Genomic DNA, 21219 nt, shown 5'->3' with positions numbered 1-21219 from the left:
ATGCGCTTGTGAGCGGCGTCGCGGCCGGTCAGCATCTTGCCGTTCAGGAGCAGCGTCTGGCCCGGCTTCCAGGATGCGACTTCTTCCTTCGTCAGCGTATCGAGATCGACGCGCTTGGACTTCTCGGTATCCGGCAGCCATTGCACATCCGGCCAGTTCGACAGTGACGGCGGTTCGATGTAGGCGGGGCCGGAACCATCGAGCACGAAGTGCGCATGGCGCGTCGCCGCGCAGTTCGGGATCATTGCTACCGGCTTTGATGCCGCATGCGTCGGATGCATCATGATCTTCACATCCAGCACCGTGGTCAGGCCGCCAAGGCCTTGCGCGCCGATGCCGAGCGCATTGATTTTTTCATGCAGTTCGAGGCGCAGTTCCTCGGTCTTGTTTTGCGGGCCGCGCTGCTTCAGTTCATACATGTCGATATCTTCCATCAGCACCTGCTTTGCCATCAGCATGGCGCGTTCCGCAGTGCCGCCGATACCGATCCCGAGCATGCCCGGCGGGCACCATCCGGCGCCCATGGTCGGCACTGTCTTCAGCACCCAGTCGACGATGGAGTCGGAGGGATTGAGCATCACGAACTTGGATTTGTTTTCCGAGCCGCCGCCCTTGGCCGCGACCTGCACATCCACCGTGTTGCCCGGCACCAGCTCCATGTGCACCACCGCAGGCGTATTGTCCTTGGTGTTCTTGCGCTCGAACTGCGGATCGGCGACAACCGATGCGCGCAGGATGTTGTCCGGATGGTTGTAGCCGCGACGCACGCCTTCGTTGACGGCGTCGGTGATCGAGCCCTTGAAACCTTCGAAGCGCACGTCCATGCCGATTTTCAGGAACACGTTGACGATGCCGGTGTCCTGGCACAGCGGCCGGCGACCTTCCGCGCACATGCGCGAGTTGGTCAAAATCTGCGCGATTGCGTCTTTTGCAGCCGGGCTCTGCTCCGTTTCGTAGGCGCGTGCGAGATGCTGGATGTAATCGACCGGATGGTAGTAGCTGATGTACTGCAGCGCGGCCGCAACCGATTCAACGAGATCTTCCTGCTTGATGATGGTCATGAAGTTTCCAGTAAAGACAATGAGATAGCTGGTGCAGCATGGTTTCGGCGAGGTCTCCGAATCATGTTGGGAATTCTGTAAAAATGTTCTTGGAACCCAAATACGTGAACATCTGTACGCGAAACAAACCGAATCTGTACAAACCGAAACAGCGCAGGGTTTAACCAATATCGTGCTGGCTTCCGTGGCCATGCATCGTTCAAAAATCAACCCGGTATTTTACCTCTGTCTTCCCTGCGCTGGCTTGCAGGCAACGTCAATCTTTCAATGCGGCAAGGGATTGAAAGCGCTCGGAGCTCGTCGTTGAAAGTGCGTAGTGACAGCGTGGCAGGAAGGAATGTTTGAAGGCGCAATGCGTGTACTTGTTGCTGGAACCGGAGCGCCTGATTTCCCTCAATGCAATCCTGTCGCCTGGTTTTTCATTGGGCATTCTCGGACGGCTTTATCCACAAGTTCGAAAGAAATCCGGATTCTTTCCGTGCGCAACCTGTGTCATTGGACATCGGCCGGGCTATTTTCTTAAATGTCCAAGACAAATGAAAATTTATCACGTTCACGGTAGAACTTAAGCGGCTCGGAAATCATCATATCAACGTTGTCAGGTTACGTGTACGCGACAAATTCCTGTCGCAAACTTCATTCTTACGGTAGAGGAAAAAATGAAAGCGAACAGACGAACCTTCATGATCACCAGCGCCACGCTGGTCTCCGGTCTGGCGATCGGCAAGCTAGCCAATGCGGCAGATGCACCGAAATTGTCCGAGACAGAGCCACAAGCACTATCGCTTGGCTACAAAGACAATGCCAAGACCGTCGACAAGAAAAAATTTCCAAACTATGCAGAGGGACAGCTTTGCTCCAATTGCCAGCTGTATCAGGGAAAGGCCACCGATCCGCTGGCGCCTTGCGCAATCTTCGCCGGCAAGCAGGTTGCGGGTCCGGGATGGTGCAGTGCGTGGGTAAAGAAGGCCTGATCCGGAATACCTGAAGCTTGTCCGGGTTCTCGGATGGGAGGTTCGCCTGATATGGCGGCGCACGTTGTGACTCAAGCGTGCTGTTGTTAAGGTGCCGGGAACGACGACGTGCTTTCACTTAGGTGGCAGAGCGTGCGTGCGTGTCGCCGTGTCGTCCCGCTGCCAGGGCGCTTACGTCGGTAAATCATCCGAAAGCGCTAATTCCGTTCTCGGTTCCAGATCCGGGAACGGAATCCAGGGTAGCGATCGACCTTAATCTTTTAAATCGGCGGGTACCTTGCCACCGTTCGCCGCCAGTTTGTTCATCACTTGCTTGTGCAGCCAGATATTCATCGCGGCGGAGTCATTTGTGTCGCCGGTGTATTGCAGTTCCTGGGCCAGTTCCTTGCGTGCCGCCAGACTGCTATCCAGGTCCAGCAGCTTCAGCAGGTCAACGATCGACGTGCGCCAATTGAGTTTCTGCGGATTGCTTTTGGCCAGATCATTCAACACCGCCTCCACATCCACTTCAGCGGCTGGCGATCCAGTCGATGTCGCTTGCGGCTCAGTTGCCGCCGCTGCAGGAGCCGATGCCGTCGTGGCCTCCGGTGTAGCTGCTGCGGTCGAGTTCGACCCGGCGCGGGACGGAAAAATCTTGCTGAAAATATTGCCTAGCATACCCATGTGAATCCTCCTGATGGTAATGAATTGTTAAATTACCAATGTAGGAGATTTATTCCGGGTAAAAGTTCAAGGTGGAACAAGCCGGAGCTGCGGATCGAATCAACCTTGGCGTTATGCCTTCATCGAATCGATCCGCACTGAATGTGCAAGGCTGACATCTGTAGGAACGTCAGCTTCTTCGCGGAACACCGAAAAACGGTCGCAGTCCATTTTCGGTGTTAGTGCGGATTTTTGATGGTGCTCGCGTGACTGTGCGTGCCGGCCATGATCCGGTCGCTATATGCAATCGCGATGGCCGAGAGCAGGAAGACGACGTGGATGCCGGTCTGCGCGATCAGGGTCTTCTCGTCGTATGCAGCGGCATTGATGAAGGTCTTCAGCAAGTGAATGGATGAGATGCCGATGATCGCCGTTGCGAGTTTCACTTTCAGTACCGATGCGTTGACATGTGACAACCATTCCGGCTGATCGGGATGGCTTTCCAGATTCATGCGAGAAACAAAGGTCTCATAACCGCCAACGATGACCATGATCAGCAAGTTGGAAATCATGACGACGTCGATCAGGCCGAGCACGACCAGCATGATGGTTGTTTCATTCAGCTTGGTCGGTTGTATGGCGCCGGGAATGGCAACGGCATCGAGAATATGCTTGAGTGCATCCTGATTGCCGACCGCCGCGCCGATCAGGTAATACAGCTCGGCCCAGAAGTTGTAGACATAGACGCACTGGGCAAGAATCAATCCCAGATACAGCGGCAACTGCAGCCAGCGGCTCATGAAGATCAAATTCGGCAGCGGCCTGATTGGCTTCTTGATATCGGATGTGTGGGTGTCGTTTGGCTTCATTGGGATGAGTGATGCGGAAGGGAAATGGAACCTCGGCATTTTACACTTGCCGGGAGATTTTTCCGCGCTGCGTCATTGACCCGGAATTGGCAACCATGTCCAGCCGCGACCGGCATGATAATCCGCAAACAACATCCCTAAGTAAGGCCTATAAATAGAATTCGAGAAAATAAATATGCACCGATTCCGGGCATGCGAATCGACAAAAAAGAGATAGTGCGGAGCGACCAATAGCGGCTGTGCATCATGCCGTTATTTCGCCTGGACCCGAAGCGGCATGCAATTGAAGAAGGACCGTAATGCAATGGACGTGACATCCTGGCTGTCGCGACGGGTGTAAGGCACGAGTAAGTGTAAAAGCTTATCTTTGCGTCAAGTTAAATCCTTAGCAGGAGAGTCCCATGGCCAAGATCGAAACCCTCAAGCAGGAAAACCGCATTTTTCAGCCCCCGCAGGCATCGGTGAGCAATGCCGCGATTTCGGGCATGGACGCATACAAGGCCATGTGCGCCGAAGCGGAGCGTGACTACGAAGGATTCTGGGCTCGCCTCGCGCGCGAAAACCTCGAATGGCACCAGCCTTTCAGCAAGACGCTTAACGAAGCCGATGCGCCTTTCTACAAGTGGTTCGAGGATGGTCGGCTCAACGTCTCCTACAACTGCCTGGACCGTAACCTGCATAACGGCAACGCCGACAAGACCGCCATCCTGTTCGAAACCGACGACGGCAAGGTCACGCCTGTCACCTACCGGGAGTTGCATGGCCGCGTATGCCGCTTCGCCAACGGCCTGAAATCGCTTGGCATCAAGAAAGGTGACCGCGTCGTCATTTACATGCCGATGTCGGTCGAAGGCATCGTCGCCATGCAAGCCTGCGCCAGGATCGGGGCGACACACTCGGTGGTCTTCGGCGGCTTCTCCGCCAAATCACTGCAGGAACGCATTATCGACGCCGGCGCGGTTGCCGTCATCACCGCCGACCAGCAGGTGCGTGGCGGCAAGCAATTGCCTCTCAAAGCCATCGTCGACGAGGCCCTCGGCATGGGCGGCTGCGAAGGCATCAAGAATGTCGTCGTCTATCAGCGCACCGGCGCCGATATCCCGATGCAACAGGGCCGTGACCGGCCGATGCAGGATGTGGTGGCCAACCAGTCCGATACCTGCGAACCGGAATGGGTGGATGCCGAACACCCGCTCTTCATCCTCTACACCTCCGGTTCCACAGGCAAGCCCAAGGGCGTGCAGCATTCCTCCGCAGGCTACCTGCTGTGGGCCGCGCTCACGATGAAGTGGACCTTCGACATCAAGCCCACCGACATCTTCTGGTGTACCGCCGACATCGGCTGGGTCACCGGCCACAGCTACATCGCCTATGGCCCGCTGGCGGTCGGCGCAACGCAGATCGTGTTCGAAGGCGTTCCTACCTACCCGAATGCAGGACGTTTCTGGGAAATGATCCAGCGGCACAAGGCCACCATCTTCTACACTGCGCCAACCGCCATCCGCTCGCTGATCAAGGCCGCCGATGCCGACGAGAAAGTGCATCCGAAAGGATACGACCTTTCCAGTCTGCGCCTGCTCGGTTCCGTTGGCGAACCAATCAACCCGGAAGCATGGATGTGGTACTACCGCAATGTCGGCAACGAGCGCTGCCCGATCGCCGACACCTTCTGGCAAACCGAAACCGGCGGCCACATGATCACGCCGCTGCCGGGTGCGACGCCCATGGTGCCGGGTTCATGCACATTGCCTTTACCGGGCATCATGGCAGCGGTGGTCGACGAAACGGGTCATGATTTGCCGAACGGGCAGGGCGGCATACTCGTCGTCAAGCGGCCATGGCCATCGATGATCCGCACCATCTGGAACGACCCGGAGCGGTTCAAGAAGAGCTATTTCCCCGAAGAACTCGGCGGTAAAACCTACCTTGCCGGCGACGGTGCCATCCGCAACGAGGAAACCGGCTACTTCACCATCACCGGCCGCATCGACGACGTGCTCAACGTCTCGGGCCATCGGATGGGTACGATGGAGATCGAATCGGCGCTGGTTGCAAACCCGATCGTCGCCGAGGCGGCGGTGGTGGGCAAGCCGGACGATACCACCGGCGAATCCATCTGCGCCTTCGTGGTTCTCAAGCGTCCGCGGCCAACCGGCGACGAGGCAAAGCAGATCGCCAAGGAACTGCGCGAGTGGGTCGGCAAGGAGATCGGGCCGATTGCCAAGCCGAAGGAGATCCGTTTCGGCGACAACCTGCCCAAGACACGCTCCGGCAAGATCATGCGCCGCCTGCTCCGCGTACTCGCCAAGGGCGAAGAGATCACGCAAGATATATCCACCCTCGAAAATCCGGCAATTCTGGATCAACTGAAGCAGGCCCAATAAGCAGGGCGGCAAAGCTGGCCAGACAGGCAACCCTGCCAATGAAACCGGTAAGATTGCCGGCGCGATCACAAGTCGCGCCGGCTTTTTTCTGCGCTTCGTCAAATTCGCGAGTTTAAATAGTGCAATTCCCCGCCGAAGTTTTGCTATAATCTGCGGCTTCGCGAAAGCGAGACCTGAATTCAGGAGAGATGGATGAGTGGTTTAAGTCGCACGCCTGGAAAGCGTGTATAGGTTCATAGCCTATCGGGGGTTCGAATCCCCCTCTCTCCGCCAGAATGTAGCGTGAAGTCCTACAAAATAAAAACCCGCATCATGCGTTTGCTGATGCGGGTTTTTTGTTGGGCTGAATCAGTTGCTCAGCCCTTCTAGTTTTAGGGCCTGACCAACTCGCCCGCAAACCACCTTGCAAATTTTTCTACCGCAAATGTCACAGACCGCTTGAAATACGGCCTTGGCGCGCTACTCACGTTCGTCAGGGTAATCGCCGCATAGCCCGTGTATGTCCATCCCGGGTCCAGGTTGCAGGCGCCTTGCGGGCCGGCAGATGGACTTACGCTCATCACAAACAAGTTCTTTGAGGTCCCGGGTGCTGCTTGGGTGAGCGTTCCCTGCAACATGCAGTCTCCAAATCCAGCCCCTGTGAACCGGCCTGTCATTGTTCCATCGGCGCCGACGACGATCGATTTGCCGGACGTTGACCATGTGCCGGCCATGTCCGCCTGCGTGACCGCCAGTGCGTTCGCGTTTGAATAGAGTTGGGTGATGGGCTTATCGGGTGTGCTGCCGGCGGAAATGACGGCACCATAGACGCCATTGATGCGCTCACGGGGCGTTACTGTCCCGGAACCGCCCAGTCCCATTGCAAACGGAACGCTGCCGGACGTCACGTAATACCGGCTGGCCGATGTGAAACTCCAGTCTGATCCGGAGAGCGTCCATCCGCCGGTGAGCAGTACATCTGTTCCCTGGAAACCAAGATAGTTGCCGGAGCCATCAATGAACGCCATGCCGGGTGGTGCACCTGGCGCACTCTGCGTATTGACCCATAGCCCTTCCATGACACTTCCGGTGCCTGCGGTAGACCCCGCTTTCGGAGCGCTGTTTGCAGGAGGTGATTCGCCGAGTGGTGGCGGTGCCGGCGTTTCCGCGACACCGACCGGCATGTAAAGAATGCCGTTCTGAATGTCGGACAACACCTGTGCCCGGTTCTCATCGCTTTCACTGAACGAATAAAGCACCTGTGCACGGGTTAGCTCATTCTTGGCGAGTATGTTCATCCAGTGATCGAAGCCTGCCTGCTCCGGCTCGCGGTGCAACACGTTGTGGTAAAGCTGCGTGATGAAGGCGGCGTTGGACAGGTTGGCGCCGTAGAGATCAGTGAACTCTTTTGAATTCATGAAGTTTTGCGAAATTTGCAGCGGGCTGACACCTTGGTCCAGTGCGACTGTCTGCACGCCAAGGCCGGGAAGGTCGGGCTTTCTGTTGAAGGCGGCCTGATAAAGGCGATAAGCCTGCCCCGCGTTCCCGCTGATATCCAATCCAATTGCACCGTCGGAAAAGATCAGGCGCTGGATATTGGATGGGATCGCGATGCTATCACCTGTCGCATGCCTGGCGATGTACTGCGTTGCGCTTTTAACGATGGCATAGTCGCGGTAGCCGCCGGCCAGGGTCATCGTTTTCGTTTCGCTGAGCGGCGGTGGGGTAGCCCCCGAATCGGCCGATGTGTACAGGATGCCGTTCTGTATGTCCGCCATCACCCGCGATTGGTTCTCGTTACTTTCACTGAAAGCGTAGAGGACTTGGGCGCGGGAAAGCTGAAAGGTATCGAGCAGTCCTATCCAATGATCGAAGCCTGCCTGGTCCGGCTCGCGGCGCAGCACATTGCGGTAGAGCTGTGTAATGAAGGCGGCATTCGTCAGCGTATTGCCGTAGAGGTCCCTGAACTCGGTTGAATACATGAAATTCTCGGAGATCTGCAACGCGCTGATGCCGCGATCCAGGGCGCTTACCTGCACGCCCAAACCCGACGGATCCGGCTTCCTGCCGAAGGCGGCCTGGTAGAGGCGGTATGCCTGCCCCGCGTTACCTGCAAGGTCCAGGGCGATTACACCGTCCGGGAAGATCAGGCGCTTGATATTGGTTGGAACTGCAATGGTATTGCCTGTCACATGCGCAGCGATGTACTGGGCGCCACTACGGACGACGGTATAGTCCCTGTAGCTTCCGGGCATCGTCATGACATCGACCGCGGCCAACGCGGGCATCAGTGTCTTGCCGTCTGCTGATGCTTCAGTTCCGGCTGATGACGGGCTGGCTGTCGCATTCTTTGCAATGTATGCCGTCCGGCTATCGCTGCCACCGCAAGCGGAGAGCGTCATGGCCAATAGTGCATACAGCGGAACGGCTCTTCTGATCGGGTAGGACGAATTCATACGAAAAGTTAGTACCAGGATTGATGGCAGCTATTAAAAGCGAACGATACTAACTAAATATTTGCTGTGTGTCTTTCGCGGCGAAACCAAACTTTGATCTCGTACCGCCATGTGTAATTTACTTACAACGTTGAAGCCGGAGCGAATCACTGGACGCAATTGCCCAAAAAGAAAGCATGAGGAGCCCGTGCTGGCAGTAAAGGGCTATCGGGTTGTTCGGCATCGAGCGGGGAGCGACAAGCTAACATTTCGCGGTGTTGCTGTTTCATCGCGGCGATCTACTTGTCAGCGCCCTGATCACCGCGTTCAGTCTGCATCGGATGAAGATCAAACACCGCCACTGCATGACTCAGACGCATTGCCTGATCATGCAGGCTGGCCGATGCGGCGGCGGCTTGCTCGACAAGCGCTGCATTCTGCTGTGTGACCTGGTCCATTTGCGAGACCGCCTGATTGACCTGCTGCACACCGATCGCCTGTTCTTTGCTGGCGGAGGCAATATCACTGACGATAGTGGTTACCTTTGCCACCGCGGCGACAACTTCATGCATGGTTTGACGTGCAACCGCCACAAGGTCAGTGCCTGCATCCACGCTTTCCACCGATGCGTCGATCAAAGTTTTTATTTCCTTCGCTGCAGCGGCGGAACGCTGTGCGAGGTTGCGCACTTCCGCCGCGACGACCGCGAATCCCCGACCGGATTCTCCCGCTCGGGCGGCTTCCACCGCGGCGTTGAGCGCAAGGATGTTAGTCTGGAATGCAATGCCATCGATGACGCTGATGATGTCGGCGACCCGTCGTGCGGAAGCAGAAATGTCATTCATCGTTTGTCCGACGTTGGCAACGGCTTCACCGCCACGTAGCGCAATATCGGACGCCTCCGCGACGAGGCGGTCGGCGTCGCCGGCGTTGGTTGCAGTCTGGCTGATATTCGAAGCAAACTCTTCCATGCTCGATGCGGTTTCTTCCAGGCTGGACGCTTGCAGTTCGGTACGACCCGAAAGGTCCATGTTGCCGGCGGCGATGTCGCTTGTGGCAATGTTGATCGCGTCGACATTCCGCTTGATATCGCCGATCGCCGCGATGAGGTTGACATTCAACTGCTGAAGCGACTGCTGGACACGGCCGATGTCGCCTTCCTGGTCGACGGTCATATCGTTGATCAGGCTGCCTGCGGCAAGCATTTGTGCCATGGTCGCGACCTGTCCAAGCGGCAGTGCGACCGAGCGATGGATGTGAAGCCAAAGTTGCATGGTGATCAGGCAGGACATGATGCTGCCTGCCATCACCCATGGGCCGATAGTGCTGCTGCCGGAAAGTCCAACGACGGCACAAAGCCCGCCCATTGCCGCAAGCTGTAACGCCGATGACCAGGCCAGCCTTGCCTTTAAGGACAAGCGCATTTTTTGCGTAAAGAGGGAGGTCCATCCGGTGCGGCAAATGCGACCGTTAATGACTGCTAGGCGGCTGCCATGCGATTTGTTGATTTCGGCATAGGCGGCTTCCGCTTCCCGGATCTGCGCCCGGGTTGGCTTGGTGCGAACGGACATGTAACCAATCACTTCACCGCCCTTGATGATCGGCGTCACGTTCGCGATGACCCAATAGTAGTCGCCATTCTTGCGCCGGTTTTTCACCGGTGCGCTCCATAACCTGCCGTCCTTGATGGCGCGCCAGAGATCGGCGAACGCTTCTTCCGGCATGTCCGGATGCCGGACGATGTTGTGCGGGGCGCCGAGCAATTCGGACTCGGTGAATCCGCTTACTTCGGTGAAGTATGGATTAACATACGTGATCCTGCCCTTCAGGTCGGTCTTCGAAACGATGGGCCGTCCGTCCTGCATGGCGTACTCGGTCTGGGTAATAGGTTGATTGTTTCGCATTGCTTGCTTTCGGATTTCATGTTGTTGGTGCTGTAGGCGAAAATCAACCACCGCAGGGCGAAGTAAAACAAACGAGTGACGACAAAAAATTGATCCAGGTCAACTTTTCGCAAAGAGGGAAGGTGACGTCTTCGTTGGTGCGCCAGAAACATGTATTCGTTCGAAATTTGCGACGATCAGGTGGTGCGCGAATTTCGTCTTGGCGGAACTCTGCCTATCGACAGGTCATGAAATTTCGATGATCCCTTGCAGAGGAATTTGCATGCGTTATCTCGCTGCAGGCTGTATCGGCCAGGTTGCACGATAAGGAAATCGTTGTACCTGGTTGACGTCCTGCATGGTCGGGTCAATGCCGGGATGTCGCTTGCATGAGCAACGCCTGCACATCCTCGTAACTCGCCGGCTTGGTGAGGTGATAGTCAAATCCTGCCTCCCGCGTCCGCTGCCGGTCGCTATCGGTGCCCCAGCCGGTGACGGCAATGATCACCGCCTTCTTTGCGGCATCCATTTTCCGCAGCGCTGCGATGATTTCATATCCGTTCATGCCCGGCATGCCGATGTCGAGAAAAATGATGTTGGGGATGAACGTGGCAGCCATGTCAAGCGCACTACGTCCATCGTTCACTACGCGTGTATCGTAGCCGTCCATCAAAAGCAGGGTTGATAGTGTCTCTGCCGCATCCTCGTTGTCATCGATTACGAGTATTTTGAGGTTCGTCGTTTGGTTGGGCTGGTCAGGTGCCCGGTCTGAGATCGATGATGGCGAAGGCTTGTCATCAATATGAAGGGGCAAACGAACGACAAAGTCGCTGCCCTTGGCCGGGCCGTCACTTGCTACGGTGATGGTGCCGCCGTGAAGTTGCACGAGGCTACTGACAATGGTAAGCCCGATACCAAGCCCGCCTTGCGCGCGGCCGGTCGATTCACCAACCTGCGAGAACATTTCGAACACGTCGGCCAGCCTGTTTTGAGGAATGCCGACACCCGTGTCCGTTACGGTGATTTCGACTTCCCGTGCATTGTGCAGGGCCTTGAGCGTGATTTTTCCGCCGGGCGGCGTGTACTTCGCGGCATTGTTCAGCAGATTACTGATTACTTGAGAGATGCGGGTCGGGTCGACGTTGAGCAGGATCGGTTCGTCGGGGATGCGTACCGAAAAATCGTGCCGGCCTGCTTCAATGAACGGCAGGCTTGCTTCGATTGCGCTTGTGACGATGTGCTTCAATTCGATGTTTTCTTTTCTCAGCTCGATTTTCCCGCGCGTGATGCGCGCCACGTCCAGCAAATCGTCAACCAGATGCACGAGGTGCCTGAGCTGGCGTTCCATCATGCTGCGTGTCTTTTCAAGCGCGGCTGGATCGGCAGCGGCGATGCGCAGTATGTCGAGACCGGTCTGGATCGGCGCAAGCGGATTTCGCAGTTCATGTGCGAGCGCGGCGAGAAATTCCGATTTCCGCTGGTCCGCTTCGCGCAGCGCTTCCATGCTGCGCACCCGCTCCACGTGTGCCCATGAGCGTTCGGCGACTTCCTGCACCAGCGCGACATCCTCCGACGACCATTCGCGGGGCGCAGCGCTATGGACGGCCATCATCGCGACCAGATGGTCGTCTTTTACCAGCGGGCAGCAAATGATCGCCTTAATGCCGATCGCATTGAACGTATCCGCGCCATCGGAGCGCGACAACTCCCGGTCAACATTGCGGATGACCAGCACCGTCCCGGTGCGCATCTCGGAGGCCGCGCGTGTCCCGAAAATGTCCAGCGAATAAGTGCCGACTGTCGTCGGTATGCCGCTTGCTGTCCAGTCGTGACGGATCGTGAAGCGGTCGTTGTCGGGTTCGAGGTCGGCATATGCGCAGCGCGCAACCGACAGATGTTCTCCAAGCAGCTTCGTCGTGGCAACCATGACGGTTTGGGGATCCATTGCGTCGCGAGTGGCCATGCTCACCGCATCAAGCAAGCGGAGACGCTCTTCGGCGATCTTCCGGTCGGTCAGATCAACGCCCTGAGCGACGATACCTGTGACTTCGCCGTTCGCATCCCGCAACGGCATATACATGAAATCAAAGTAGCGAATCTCTGCCGGACTGCCGGGGTGGCGCTGAAGCAGCAGCCGCATGTCGTTGCTCGAGAATGTTTCACCGGTGCGGAACACCTGGTCGAGAAGTTCGAAGAAGCCTTGTCCTTCCACTTCAGGCAACGCGTCCCTGATCGGGCTACCTATATGGTCACGGCCGCCGATCAGCTGGCGGTAACGTTCGTTGCTCATTTCAAAAACATGCTCCGGGCCGCGCAGCACGCACATGAATGCGGGCGCATTCTTGAATACATCGGTCAATCTGTTGCTGGCGACCGTCAATTGCCTGAGCAATTGTTCGCGCTCGGTTTCAATCAGCTTGCGCGAGGTGATGTCGTTGAAGAACAGAACCACTTTCCGGCTGGCGGCGTCGCCCAGACGGCTGGCATACACATCGAACCAGCGATGCATCGCCGGTTCATGGTTTTCAAAATGGATTGACTCGCCCGTCAGCGCCACCCGTCCATATGTTGCGAACCAGTATGGATCGAGGTCGGGTACCAATTCACGCGCCGTCCTGCCAATGGCATCGACCAGTCCGGTATGGCGGGAGAACGCGCCGTTCATATCGATGAAGCGATAGTCAAACGGATTGCCGGCATCATCGAACAGCATTTCCAGCACGCAGAATCCTTGCTTCATCGATTCCAAAAGCGGACGATATCCGCTTTCCGGGCCGACGGCAGCAGGATTGATATTGAGAGATGGGGAGTCGGTTTCCGCGGCGTCTGTGGGTCTGATTTTCATTGTTCTAATGAGTGCACCATGTCCCTGGTTCTCATTGTTTGCGTTCGATGATTTCTTCAGGCGGGTTGCATTTCTGGCTTTGCCGGCACGCGGAGAATCTTACCCAGTTTTCCTGACCTATGTCGATGCGTCGTTGACGTCTGAAGCTCGATTATCCGCAGAAAGCGATGTGAAGGAACGTTGTTTGTTTCGACGAAGGCAGCGAATGAAGAGAGATTGATTTGGCGCAAGTGATCAACTGCTGGCTGGTCAATCTATTGGATGTATTCCCTTGCAACGCCGTGCTCCCTGGAAATGCCGAAATGAAATGTGCAGGCCGCCAAAGCTCTGCATGCCGTCCCGAAAAATGCCAACAAAAAAATCTCACCAACCCTTTCACTTCCGGCTTCATATCCATCTCCTGCGACATGGAGTGAAGCTGGCTAGATGTCGATTGGCTCGGCTATCAGACACTGAGCTCGGTACAGGAAGCCTGCAACCGGATCCTTGCGTTGATGGTTGAACATCAGGCGCATAGGATCCTGAATGACAATGAGCATGTCGTCGGTATCTGGTCAGGCGCGTCGGAATGGGGTGCCAGGGAATGGTTTCCGCGCCTGCGCAAGGCAGGAATGCGTCGCTTCGCGTGGGTGGACAGCCCGACGCGCTTCTCGCAGATATCCACTGACACCACGCTATCGATGATGCAGTGTGAAACCCAGGGCGTGATGGTGTTCTCGGATGTGAAAGAGGCGATTTTCTGGCTTCATGAATCCGACGAGAGGGAAGAACATCTCAGCGATTGGGTGGAGAAAAGCAAAAGGCTTGGCGTGCCGCAGGAAGTCATCGCCGGTATGGTAGGCAATAACTGGCACGCGCATCGGTTTGTCGCAGTTCGAATATGCTGCGCGTGTAGCGCTTACCCATATCAGCTGTTCGGACCTGGAGAGCATCGCCTGGACTCTCGGGATCGTCCCGGAATTTCTGGATATGGATCATTGAATCGCGATCCTGCGGAATCAAGCGCTATCAACCGCCCGCTGCAAGGCAGCGATATCGATTTTCTTCATTTGCAGCATGGCCGTCATCGCCTTTCGCGCGCGTTCGGGGTCGGGATCATTCACTAGGGTCAGCAATACGGTCGGAACGATCTGCCACGACACACCATATTTATCCTGTAGCCATCCGCATTGAATTTCCTTGCCGCCGGCGGTCAGTTTCTCCCAAAAATGGTCGACTTCCTCCTGCGACTCGCAATTGACGACAAATGAGATGGCCGGCGAGAAGGTGTATTCCGGTCCGCCGTTCAATGCGACGAATTCCTGTCCGTCGAGTACGAACTGCGCAGTCATGACCGAGCCTTTTGGCATCGGCGCGCCTTCGCTGTATCGGTTGATGCCGAGGACCTTCGAATTTTTGAAGACGGATGTATAGAAATTGGCTGCTTCCTCAGCCTTGCCGTCGAACCAAAGAAAGGGGGTGATCTTCTGCATGCGATGTCTCCTTGCGCTAGTGGAAATGCGGTTTCCCGCCTTGCATGCGCTTGATGAAATGCCAGGCGTCTGAGAAAAAATGTTCTATATTTTTGCTGCAAGTTCTGCGAGCTGGTCAGCGCATTTCCCCCAACCTTCATGGAATCCCATCTGTTCATGGGCTTCCCGGTCCGCGGTGGTCCAGTGCCGGACGCGAGCGGTGTACCGTGTTTTGCCGCCTTCATCCTCGAAGGTGATGATGCCTGTCATGAACGGCTTTTCCGACGGCTGCCAGTCGGACGTGTAAGCGTCGGTAAAGACCAGCTTTTCATTTTTGATCACCTCGAGATAGACGCCCCTGCTTGGAAACTCGGTGCCGTCCGGTCCACGCATGATGATGAGGCTGTGGCCGCCGGGACGGACATCGGTTTCGGCAAATGGCGTGCTCCAGGGCGCCGGCGCGAACCATTGCTTTATCAGCTCCGGCTCGGTCCATGCCCGGAACAGCTTTTCGCGCGGGGCATCGATGATGCGGGTCAGTACAAGCTCGTTGCCGTGCGTATTCGATGTGGTTTCCTGGTTGCTCATCGTGGTAACTCCTCCGTTTAATAACAATTTGGGCCTTGCTTGCTAGCGGGGTGGGTGGATCAGGACTTCTTGAAAAGGGTGGCGAGATAGCGTTTCAGATGGTCGAGGGATGCGAGCGCGGTCTCGGGGCCCTGTTTTGCCTTTGCAAAAATGAATGCGCCTTGCAGCACCGATTGCATGAAGTACCCGACGCTCTGCGCAGTCCATGGCGCGTCCGGCGCATAAAGCTGTTTCGCCGCCTCGATATCCCGCTCCAGTTCGGCGACATGGGCCGACATGCCCTGGTCGCAGGCCGCCCGGATATCAGGGTGGGTCGCATAGACCTCCTGTACCGAGGTGCCCATTAGGCAGGTGTACGACGCGATGTCGCCCTCAATCATGGCGGCGCGAAAATCCACATAGCCGAGCAGGCGATCAAGGGGATCGGGCAGGGCGGTATAGGGCGCTGAACCGAAAATCTGCGCGGCCATCTCGCCGAATTGCTCGATGGCGGCGATGCCCAATTGCTCCTTGCTGGCGAAATGATGAAAAAAGCTGCCCTTGGTGACGCCGGCGGTCGCGCAGATGTCGTCCACGGTTGTCGCCGTATAGCCCTTCATGCGAATCACATCGCGTGCGGCTTCGAGCAGTTTTGTCCGCGTCGCTGTTCCATCTCTGGGTTTCATGTCAAGTTCCATACCAACCGGTTGGTATGTATAGTATGCAGTGATTAATCAAGCGTCAAGGACATTTTGAAGTTGCTTCGGCTGCCTGAAGAACGGTTTCTTCTTCGTCTCGTCAGGATTCGCAAGCGCGGTTCACCACTTCACGGTACACCAAGGCATGTGGGATGGAAGGCACTTGTTTCGCGGGGTATATGAATGACCGACCGACCCCGACGATGATCGTGGTCGTGCACTGCCCGGCATGGGCTGCGCCGGTCGCCCGTCTTAACTCGTTCTACACAAGGCAGGAATCGGAATCGAAGCAGCGCTCACCAGTTCAGGAAGCAGGCAGGCAGCTTTGGGATTTCACCTGGACGGCGATGCGGGCCAATGCGTCTTCCAGTTGGACGAGGCTGTAGGGTTTGGATAAAAGGCTGAATTGAAAGTTGATCCGATCATTGTCGATTACAAGAAAACCGTAACCTGACGCGAAAATAATCTTCAACTGCGGCCAGGTCAGCACTGCGTTTTGCGCCAATTCAAGGCCGGACATTTTCGGAAGATTGATGTCGGTGAGCAGAACATCGAACTGCTCGTTTTGGAGCGCAAAGCCTGCCTCTTCCGCTGAAATGACGGCATGGGCGTCATGACCGGTGATCGCGATCATCTCAAGCAGGAGTTCTCGAGATTCGGGATTGTCTTCAACGACAAGAATGCGAAGCGATGAAACCATGGGTATCCAGGTGGCAACCCGGGATAACGAAACACTGCAGGGGCGTCCAGCAGGAATTCGTCTCTGAGTCGGTACAGCATGAAATTTGACACCGGGGTTTGAGCCATATGTCAGGTAGATGACATTATGAGGAAAGTTGCAGATTGATAATAGTAGGATTTTTCTGATTTTGAGGAGGTCCATATTCGGAATCGGCTGATGGCCATAGAGAGAGTTGTATAAATTGCACGATTTTCGCTTCGTTATGTCTCCTTAGACGAACCCGAACGAGCACTACTGAAAGGCGGACTCTTCCGGTTCCGTCGTTGCCACAGTAATCGGCGCCATGGAAATGCTTCGAGGAGTTCAATTCGTCGTACTTCCGCCGACAGTCCTCAATCCCGCTACGGGCTCACGCCAAGCACAGGGCTAAACTGGGGAGGTACCGTTAGCGTGGTCAAATATCGAGAGCCTCAATGCACGCGTCGTGCGTCGATTTGCCCGATCAAGAGACTGCCCGTTGTAATTCGCGCAGATGTACCCTGGTAAGCAAGTGGTTCAAAGAGAACCCTAAGTCGTCGGCTGCGTGGATCCATTATCGGCTGCCATGCTTTTTCCTGGCCTTTATCCGCACCGTCACGACGCCAAGCGCTGCGCGACCTGTTGAATTCCGATCGATAGGCACGCCCGCATGAATTTCATCGACCAGCGCCAATGCGTAAGGCTTGGACCTGTCACAGGAACAGCCATCGATATATTTCATGTCCCGGCAAGCGACATCCGCTACTCGGTCATCGATGCTGGCGGGGTACATCGAGAACCGGTCTGCCTACCACGGCAAGGACCGCGATCTCGATTGGTGAGACTGCCGCCCGCTTCAAATCGCTCTCCCGTTGAAAACATACTGCATGTGCACAGGCTCAGGGTACCGTTGACGTAGAGCGTGGAGCGGGCTGGGAGCACTCTGCATCCGCCTGCCTCGTATGAATTGCCGACTCCTGCGTACGCCGTGACTAAGCGAATCAACATCGAAGAGCAAACCTTACAGGGCGACTAATTGAATCGTGCCGCGTGGATGAACGCATGACTGTTCGCCTGGAGCACATCGGTATAAACGTCACGATCAAACCCAAAAACTAAATTTTTCGCTTCACTGAAAAACTGTTGCTGTATCGACTTTGGATCCCGTGACACTTGAACTAACCGCACGTGCATTTGATGCGACTTGGTCAATGCTGTACCAAAGCAGTATGGACATTGCTCGTATGGAGAACCACAATTTCTGCTCATTCCATCATTGCGTAAACGCGGGTGCGAAGGTATGAGTTCGTCATAACGCGCACGAGGGCAACGTCCGGTTAACCATCGTTCGATACGACTTCTAAGGCAGTTCATTAGAAAAATATTTTCACCTCTCCACAGATAGGATCGTCCATGAAAACATCAATCGCTGTTACAGCCGTGGTATGTGCTCTGACAGGTTGCGGTGGTAGCGGAACCAATAGCGCAACTTCCGCTCCGGAAACGAAGCTGCTCGCGGCGATTACGGTTGCCGACATGCTGCAGTTGCAGGGGAGTTACAAGGACTACAGGATCTCGAGAAACAGCACGGGATATGTTGCTGTCGATGCGAATGGAGCCAGTACGTCCATACCTGTAAACATCAAGAGACTAATTTTTTCAGACGGCGCGATTGGACTCGATATCAGTGGGAATGCGGGACAAGCGTATCGCCTGTATCAAGCGGCATTCGATCGTCAACCGGATCTGGCCGGGCTGAGCGTACAGATAGATGCAATGGACAAGGGCGTCAGTCTTGCCCAGATTTCGCAGAATTTCATCGACTCCCCGGAATTTAGAAACCTCTACGGAGCAGACAGCTCGAATGCCACATTAGTGACCAGGCTGTACAACAACGTTCTGCATCGCGCCCCTGAACAAGCGGGATTCGATCACTGGGTAGGCATTCTTGATGCGAAGACGATGACCCGTGCCGAGGTGCTGTACTTCTTCAGCGAAAGTCCTGAAAATCAGGTGCAGGTGCTTAGCGCGATTCAGGGAGGGGTGATTTACCTTCCTCCATCAGTAACCTCGCCGCCTCCACCGGCTACGCAAAAAACGGCTTCGGGCGGTTCTTTCAGCAGCAAGATAGTTTCCCTCAGCCCCAACACGGCGGTGTATGAACAGACTGTGCTTGTCGCGGACCCGGACGGCAATCCCTATGCCAACCTGGCGCCAACCAATTTCGCACCAGCCAGCGAATATGATTTCACCTGCCAATCAGGGGGGGCTGCGGTAAGGTCTACCACCGAAATCGAATCCGTAACCTACAACAATGGAACGGCAAGCAATTACGCAGCCTTGATGCTGTTTGATCGCAGCGGCAGCATGGTAAGTAACGATCCAAACAACCTGAGCCTCGCCGGCGGTCGGGCTTTCGTTCAAAAGTTGGGGCCAGGAGATTCCAGCTGGATCTGGGCTTTCCCAGGCGGCACAAGCGTCAGGCCCTCGACGCCGACCAGTTTCGGCACCGGCCTGTCCAATGACGGTAACGCGTTGACTGCGACGCTCGACCGGCTCGAGCAGGACGGGGCTTCCGGTAGTACGCCACTTTACGAATCGTCATTGACCGCACTGCGAGCTTTGAATACCCAGACCACGACGGCAAAGAAGGCCCTGCTTCTATTTACCGACGGACAGGCAACCGATAACAGGTTTCAGGCGACCGATGTGATCACCGAAGCCAAGAGTACCAATGTCCCGATTTTCACGTTAGGACTCAAACAGGGCGACACCTTTGCCCTTTATGACATAGCATCCCAAACCGGCGGCGCATTCTTCTTCGCCAGTGAGGCCAATTCGCTGGTTAGCATCTATGGATCACTAGGCGCCGTTCTCAGCGGCAGGGCAGGCACATACACGGTCCGCTTCAAGCGCTCGATCACTGGCCCAGCCACGTTAACAAGCGGCGGCACGACAATCGGCGGCATGAAGGTGAATCCACCCGCAGGCAGTCCATTTGAATTTGTGCTGCTGGATCCATTTTTAGTTAAATGCTGAACCTGGAATGGTGACGAAGGACCGTGCTTCAATAAACGTGGCGGCCGGGAAAATCCGCCCGCCAGGCTTTTTGAAGCACGGTTCACCGTGTCGAATGGATGATCGCCGCATGCCGCGAGCACGCCACGTCTAGCCGAAGGTGCCAGGCTGGGTTGTCTGCACCGGTAAAAATGGCCAAATACTCGCATCAATGGCTGCGAGTGGGGTGGCGAATGGACCGACGATGCGGATTGCCGGGTGCTTCCAATTGCGTGCGCACCGGAATGCGAAGGACCTTCGCGATTGACATCATCTGCAGGGTGCGGGAACGGTTCGCATGTTGTCAGTGACATCGCCGCACCATATGCCAAGGGCGGTGTAATTGTCCGATTCCGGGCAGATGTGGCGTGCAACGAGGGATTCCACGTCGGCGAGCCAGGTTTCCGGAGACGCTGCACGGCCAAGGCTTTGTTCCAGGTTGGTGTCCGGCACCAGATTCCAGACACCGTCGCTGCACAGCAAGAAGGCATCGCCGTCATTCAGTTTGCAAGGCGCTTCGATGACGCTGGGCTGAAAGTCATCGATCGATCCGGCTGACGCAATCAGGACATTGCGCTCGACGAATTTCTCGGCGTCCTTTTCCTGAATCAGGCCACTGGCGACCATGGTCTGAATCAGGCTGTGATCACACGTTCTGAAGTGTATGGCGCCGTTCTTGAACATGTACAGGCGGCTGTCACCGACATGGCCCCATGCCGCGGTGTGCAGGCCCGGATCCAGGAGCAGCACCACCAGCGTTGAACGCATGTCGCTTAAAGATGCATCCCGCCGCTGCTGTTTCAGGACCGATTCGTTGGCGCAATTGAGCAGTTGGCTGACCGCTGCGGTCGACACTTCGGGTCGCCGCCCGAACTCCTCAAGAACCGTCTGCACGCAGATGCGGGAAGCCACATCTCCGCCCCGGTGCCCGCCGGCACCGTCGGCAAGGACGCAGCAGACAATTCCCTGCATTTCAAGATACCCGCACGCATCTTCATTTCTGTCCCGACCGCCGGCACGTGATAACGCGGAAACACGAAGATCCATGATGATTACCTTTTAAGCTGACCGGAATGATGTTCTTCAAGTATCCGGATCTGTTCCTCATAGGACTTGACGAAGGCGTCGCTAAATAAGGCCTCGAAGTCGTCCTGCGCTTCCCTGGAGACCTCGCTGTAGAGTGCCTCGAACTGTTCCCATAGCCGGGCCTTGCGATTGATTACCAATCCGCCCCCAAGCCTGGACCGGGATGCCAGGCGGGTCTCCAGTTCGGCGGGGCGGAACCGGTCAAGGATGCCTTCCAGCGCGGCACGCATTCCCGCAACCACGCCGACCTCGTGGGCGAGCAAATCATTCATCGCGTCGAGTACGGCGGTCTCCGGTTTCATGAATCCCCTTGGCGTGGAAGCCGCCAGAAGATACGCCAGCGCCGACGTGGCCTCCGGTGAAAACTTGAGCGGATTGTTACCCTGGGAGGCGATCACGGTTACGGCGGCGTGCATTTCGGACTTCAGCGTCGTGCGCGCCGCAAGCAAATCGATGACACCTTGGGCAAACAGGCGCATCAGGCGACCCAGGCGCATCATGGTTTGTTCATCCATTTCGAGTTGTTTGCCGCTGACAAGATCCCGCGGCGCCTCTTTCAGACCCGCGCCTGCAAGCAGGGCCGCAAGC

18 protein-coding genes and 1 tRNA gene are annotated in these 21219 nt (G+C 56.2%); 7 read left to right on the top strand and 12 right to left on the bottom strand.

Annotated features, from left to right (window positions below; translation table 11 throughout):
- On the bottom strand, nt 1–1061 hold a 1061-nt coding region (locus V7080_RS09810), incomplete at its 3' end, for a fumarate hydratase (RefSeq protein WP_334188211.1).
- A 31-nt stretch (nt 1062–1092) separates the two neighbouring features.
- Here V7080_RS09810 and V7080_RS09805 point away from each other — a divergent pair.
- Both V7080_RS09805 and V7080_RS09800 read left to right on the top strand, forming a co-directional pair.
- On the top strand, nt 1093–1368 hold the full coding sequence (locus V7080_RS09805; protein WP_334188210.1) for a hypothetical protein: 276 nt from the start codon (nt 1093–1095) through the stop codon (nt 1366–1368).
- A gap of 352 nt (nt 1369–1720) precedes the next feature.
- Entirely contained in the window at nt 1721–2035 is a 315-nt protein-coding gene (locus tag V7080_RS09800; RefSeq protein ID WP_334188209.1) for a high-potential iron-sulfur protein, read from the top strand.
- 252 nt (nt 2036–2287) lie between these two features.
- Here V7080_RS09800 and V7080_RS09795 read toward each other — a convergent pair whose 3' ends face one another.
- Together V7080_RS09795 and V7080_RS09790 are read right to left on the bottom strand one after the other, a co-directional pair.
- Nucleotides 2288–2698, bottom strand: a complete 411-nt coding sequence (locus tag V7080_RS09795) for a DUF3597 domain-containing protein (protein ID WP_334188208.1) — start codon at nt 2696–2698, stop codon at nt 2288–2290.
- A gap of 218 nt (nt 2699–2916) precedes the next feature.
- Nucleotides 2917–3546, bottom strand: coding sequence for a YqhA family protein (locus V7080_RS09790; RefSeq protein WP_334188207.1), 630 nt, complete (start codon nt 3544–3546; stop codon nt 2917–2919).
- Between V7080_RS09790 and V7080_RS09785 the strand changes: the two genes are divergently transcribed.
- The 3 genes from V7080_RS09785 (at nt 3476) to V7080_RS09775 (ending at nt 6203) form a co-directional block, all read left to right on the top strand.
- Nucleotides 3476–3625, top strand: coding sequence for a hypothetical protein (locus tag V7080_RS09785; protein ID WP_334188212.1), 150 nt, complete (start codon nt 3476–3478; stop codon nt 3623–3625). The genes V7080_RS09790 and V7080_RS09785 overlap by 71 nt on opposite strands.
- A 322-nt stretch (nt 3626–3947) precedes the next feature.
- Nucleotides 3948–5930, top strand: coding sequence for an acetate--CoA ligase (gene acs, locus V7080_RS09780; protein WP_334188206.1), 1983 nt, complete (start codon nt 3948–3950; stop codon nt 5928–5930).
- A 182-nt stretch (nt 5931–6112) separates the two neighbouring features.
- A tRNA-Ser gene (locus V7080_RS09775) sits at nt 6113–6203 on the top strand.
- Between the two features lie 98 nt (nt 6204–6301).
- On the opposite strand, the gene V7080_RS09770 is transcribed toward V7080_RS09775, so the two are convergent.
- The 3 genes from V7080_RS09770 to V7080_RS09760 form a co-directional block, all read right to left on the bottom strand.
- The gene (locus V7080_RS09770) at nt 6302–8197 is read right to left on the bottom strand and encodes a DUF4214 domain-containing protein (RefSeq protein WP_334188205.1); all 1896 of its coding nucleotides are present in this window, start codon (nt 8195–8197) and stop codon (nt 6302–6304) included.
- 446 nt (nt 8198–8643) lie between these two features.
- Nucleotides 8644–10248 carry a methyl-accepting chemotaxis protein gene (locus V7080_RS09765; protein WP_334188204.1) on the bottom strand — a complete coding sequence of 535 codons (1605 nt, stop codon included), beginning with the start codon at nt 10246–10248 and terminating at the stop codon, nt 8644–8646.
- Between the two features lie 346 nt (nt 10249–10594).
- Nucleotides 10595–13072 carry a hybrid sensor histidine kinase/response regulator gene (locus V7080_RS09760; RefSeq protein ID WP_334188203.1) on the bottom strand — a complete coding sequence of 826 codons (2478 nt, stop codon included), beginning with the start codon at nt 13070–13072 and terminating at the stop codon, nt 10595–10597.
- Nucleotides 13073–13293: 221 nt separating this feature from the next.
- Here V7080_RS09760 and V7080_RS09755 point away from each other — a divergent pair, with 221 nt between their 5' ends.
- Nucleotides 13294–13488, top strand: a complete 195-nt coding sequence (locus V7080_RS09755) for a hypothetical protein (RefSeq protein WP_334188202.1) — start codon at nt 13294–13296, stop codon at nt 13486–13488.
- Between the two features lie 582 nt (nt 13489–14070).
- On the opposite strand, the gene V7080_RS09750 is transcribed toward V7080_RS09755, so the two are convergent.
- The 4 genes from V7080_RS09750 to V7080_RS09735 all read right to left on the bottom strand — a co-directional run bounded on the left by V7080_RS09750 (nt 14071) and on the right by V7080_RS09735 (nt 16671).
- On the bottom strand, nt 14071–14544 hold the full coding sequence (locus V7080_RS09750) for a VOC family protein (RefSeq protein WP_334188201.1): 474 nt from the start codon (nt 14542–14544) through the stop codon (nt 14071–14073).
- An 84-nt stretch (nt 14545–14628) separates the two neighbouring features.
- Nucleotides 14629–15111, bottom strand: a complete 483-nt coding sequence (locus V7080_RS09745) for an SRPBCC family protein (protein WP_334188200.1) — start codon at nt 15109–15111, stop codon at nt 14629–14631.
- 59 nt (nt 15112–15170) lie between these two features.
- On the bottom strand, nt 15171–15776 hold the full coding sequence (locus V7080_RS09740) for a TetR/AcrR family transcriptional regulator (RefSeq protein WP_334188199.1): 606 nt from the start codon (nt 15774–15776) through the stop codon (nt 15171–15173).
- 316 nt (nt 15777–16092) lie between these two features.
- A complete protein-coding gene (locus V7080_RS09735; RefSeq protein ID WP_334188198.1) occupies nt 16093–16671 on the bottom strand; it encodes a response regulator in 579 nt (192 codons plus the stop codon).
- A 1230-nt stretch (nt 16672–17901) separates the two neighbouring features.
- On the opposite strand from V7080_RS09735, the gene V7080_RS09730 reads away from it, so the two are divergent.
- Nucleotides 17902–19527 (top strand): DUF4214 domain-containing protein, encoded by a 1626-nt coding sequence (locus tag V7080_RS09730; RefSeq protein ID WP_334188197.1) that lies wholly within the window; start codon nt 17902–17904, stop codon nt 19525–19527.
- A 288-nt stretch (nt 19528–19815) separates the two neighbouring features.
- Here V7080_RS09730 and V7080_RS09725 read toward each other — a convergent pair whose 3' ends face one another.
- Both V7080_RS09725 and tagH read right to left on the bottom strand, forming a co-directional pair.
- Entirely contained in the window at nt 19816–20592 is a 777-nt protein-coding gene (locus V7080_RS09725) for a PP2C family protein-serine/threonine phosphatase (protein ID WP_334188196.1), read from the bottom strand.
- A gap of 5 nt (nt 20593–20597) precedes the next feature.
- The coding region (gene tagH / locus V7080_RS09720; protein WP_334188195.1) for a type VI secretion system-associated FHA domain protein TagH at nt 20598–21219 on the bottom strand (622 nt) is incomplete at its 5' end.

Source organism: Noviherbaspirillum sp., assembly GCF_036846085.1.
Classification (GTDB): domain Bacteria; phylum Pseudomonadota; class Gammaproteobacteria; order Burkholderiales; family Burkholderiaceae_D; genus Noviherbaspirillum.
This window is presented reverse-complemented; position numbering and strand designations above follow the sequence as displayed.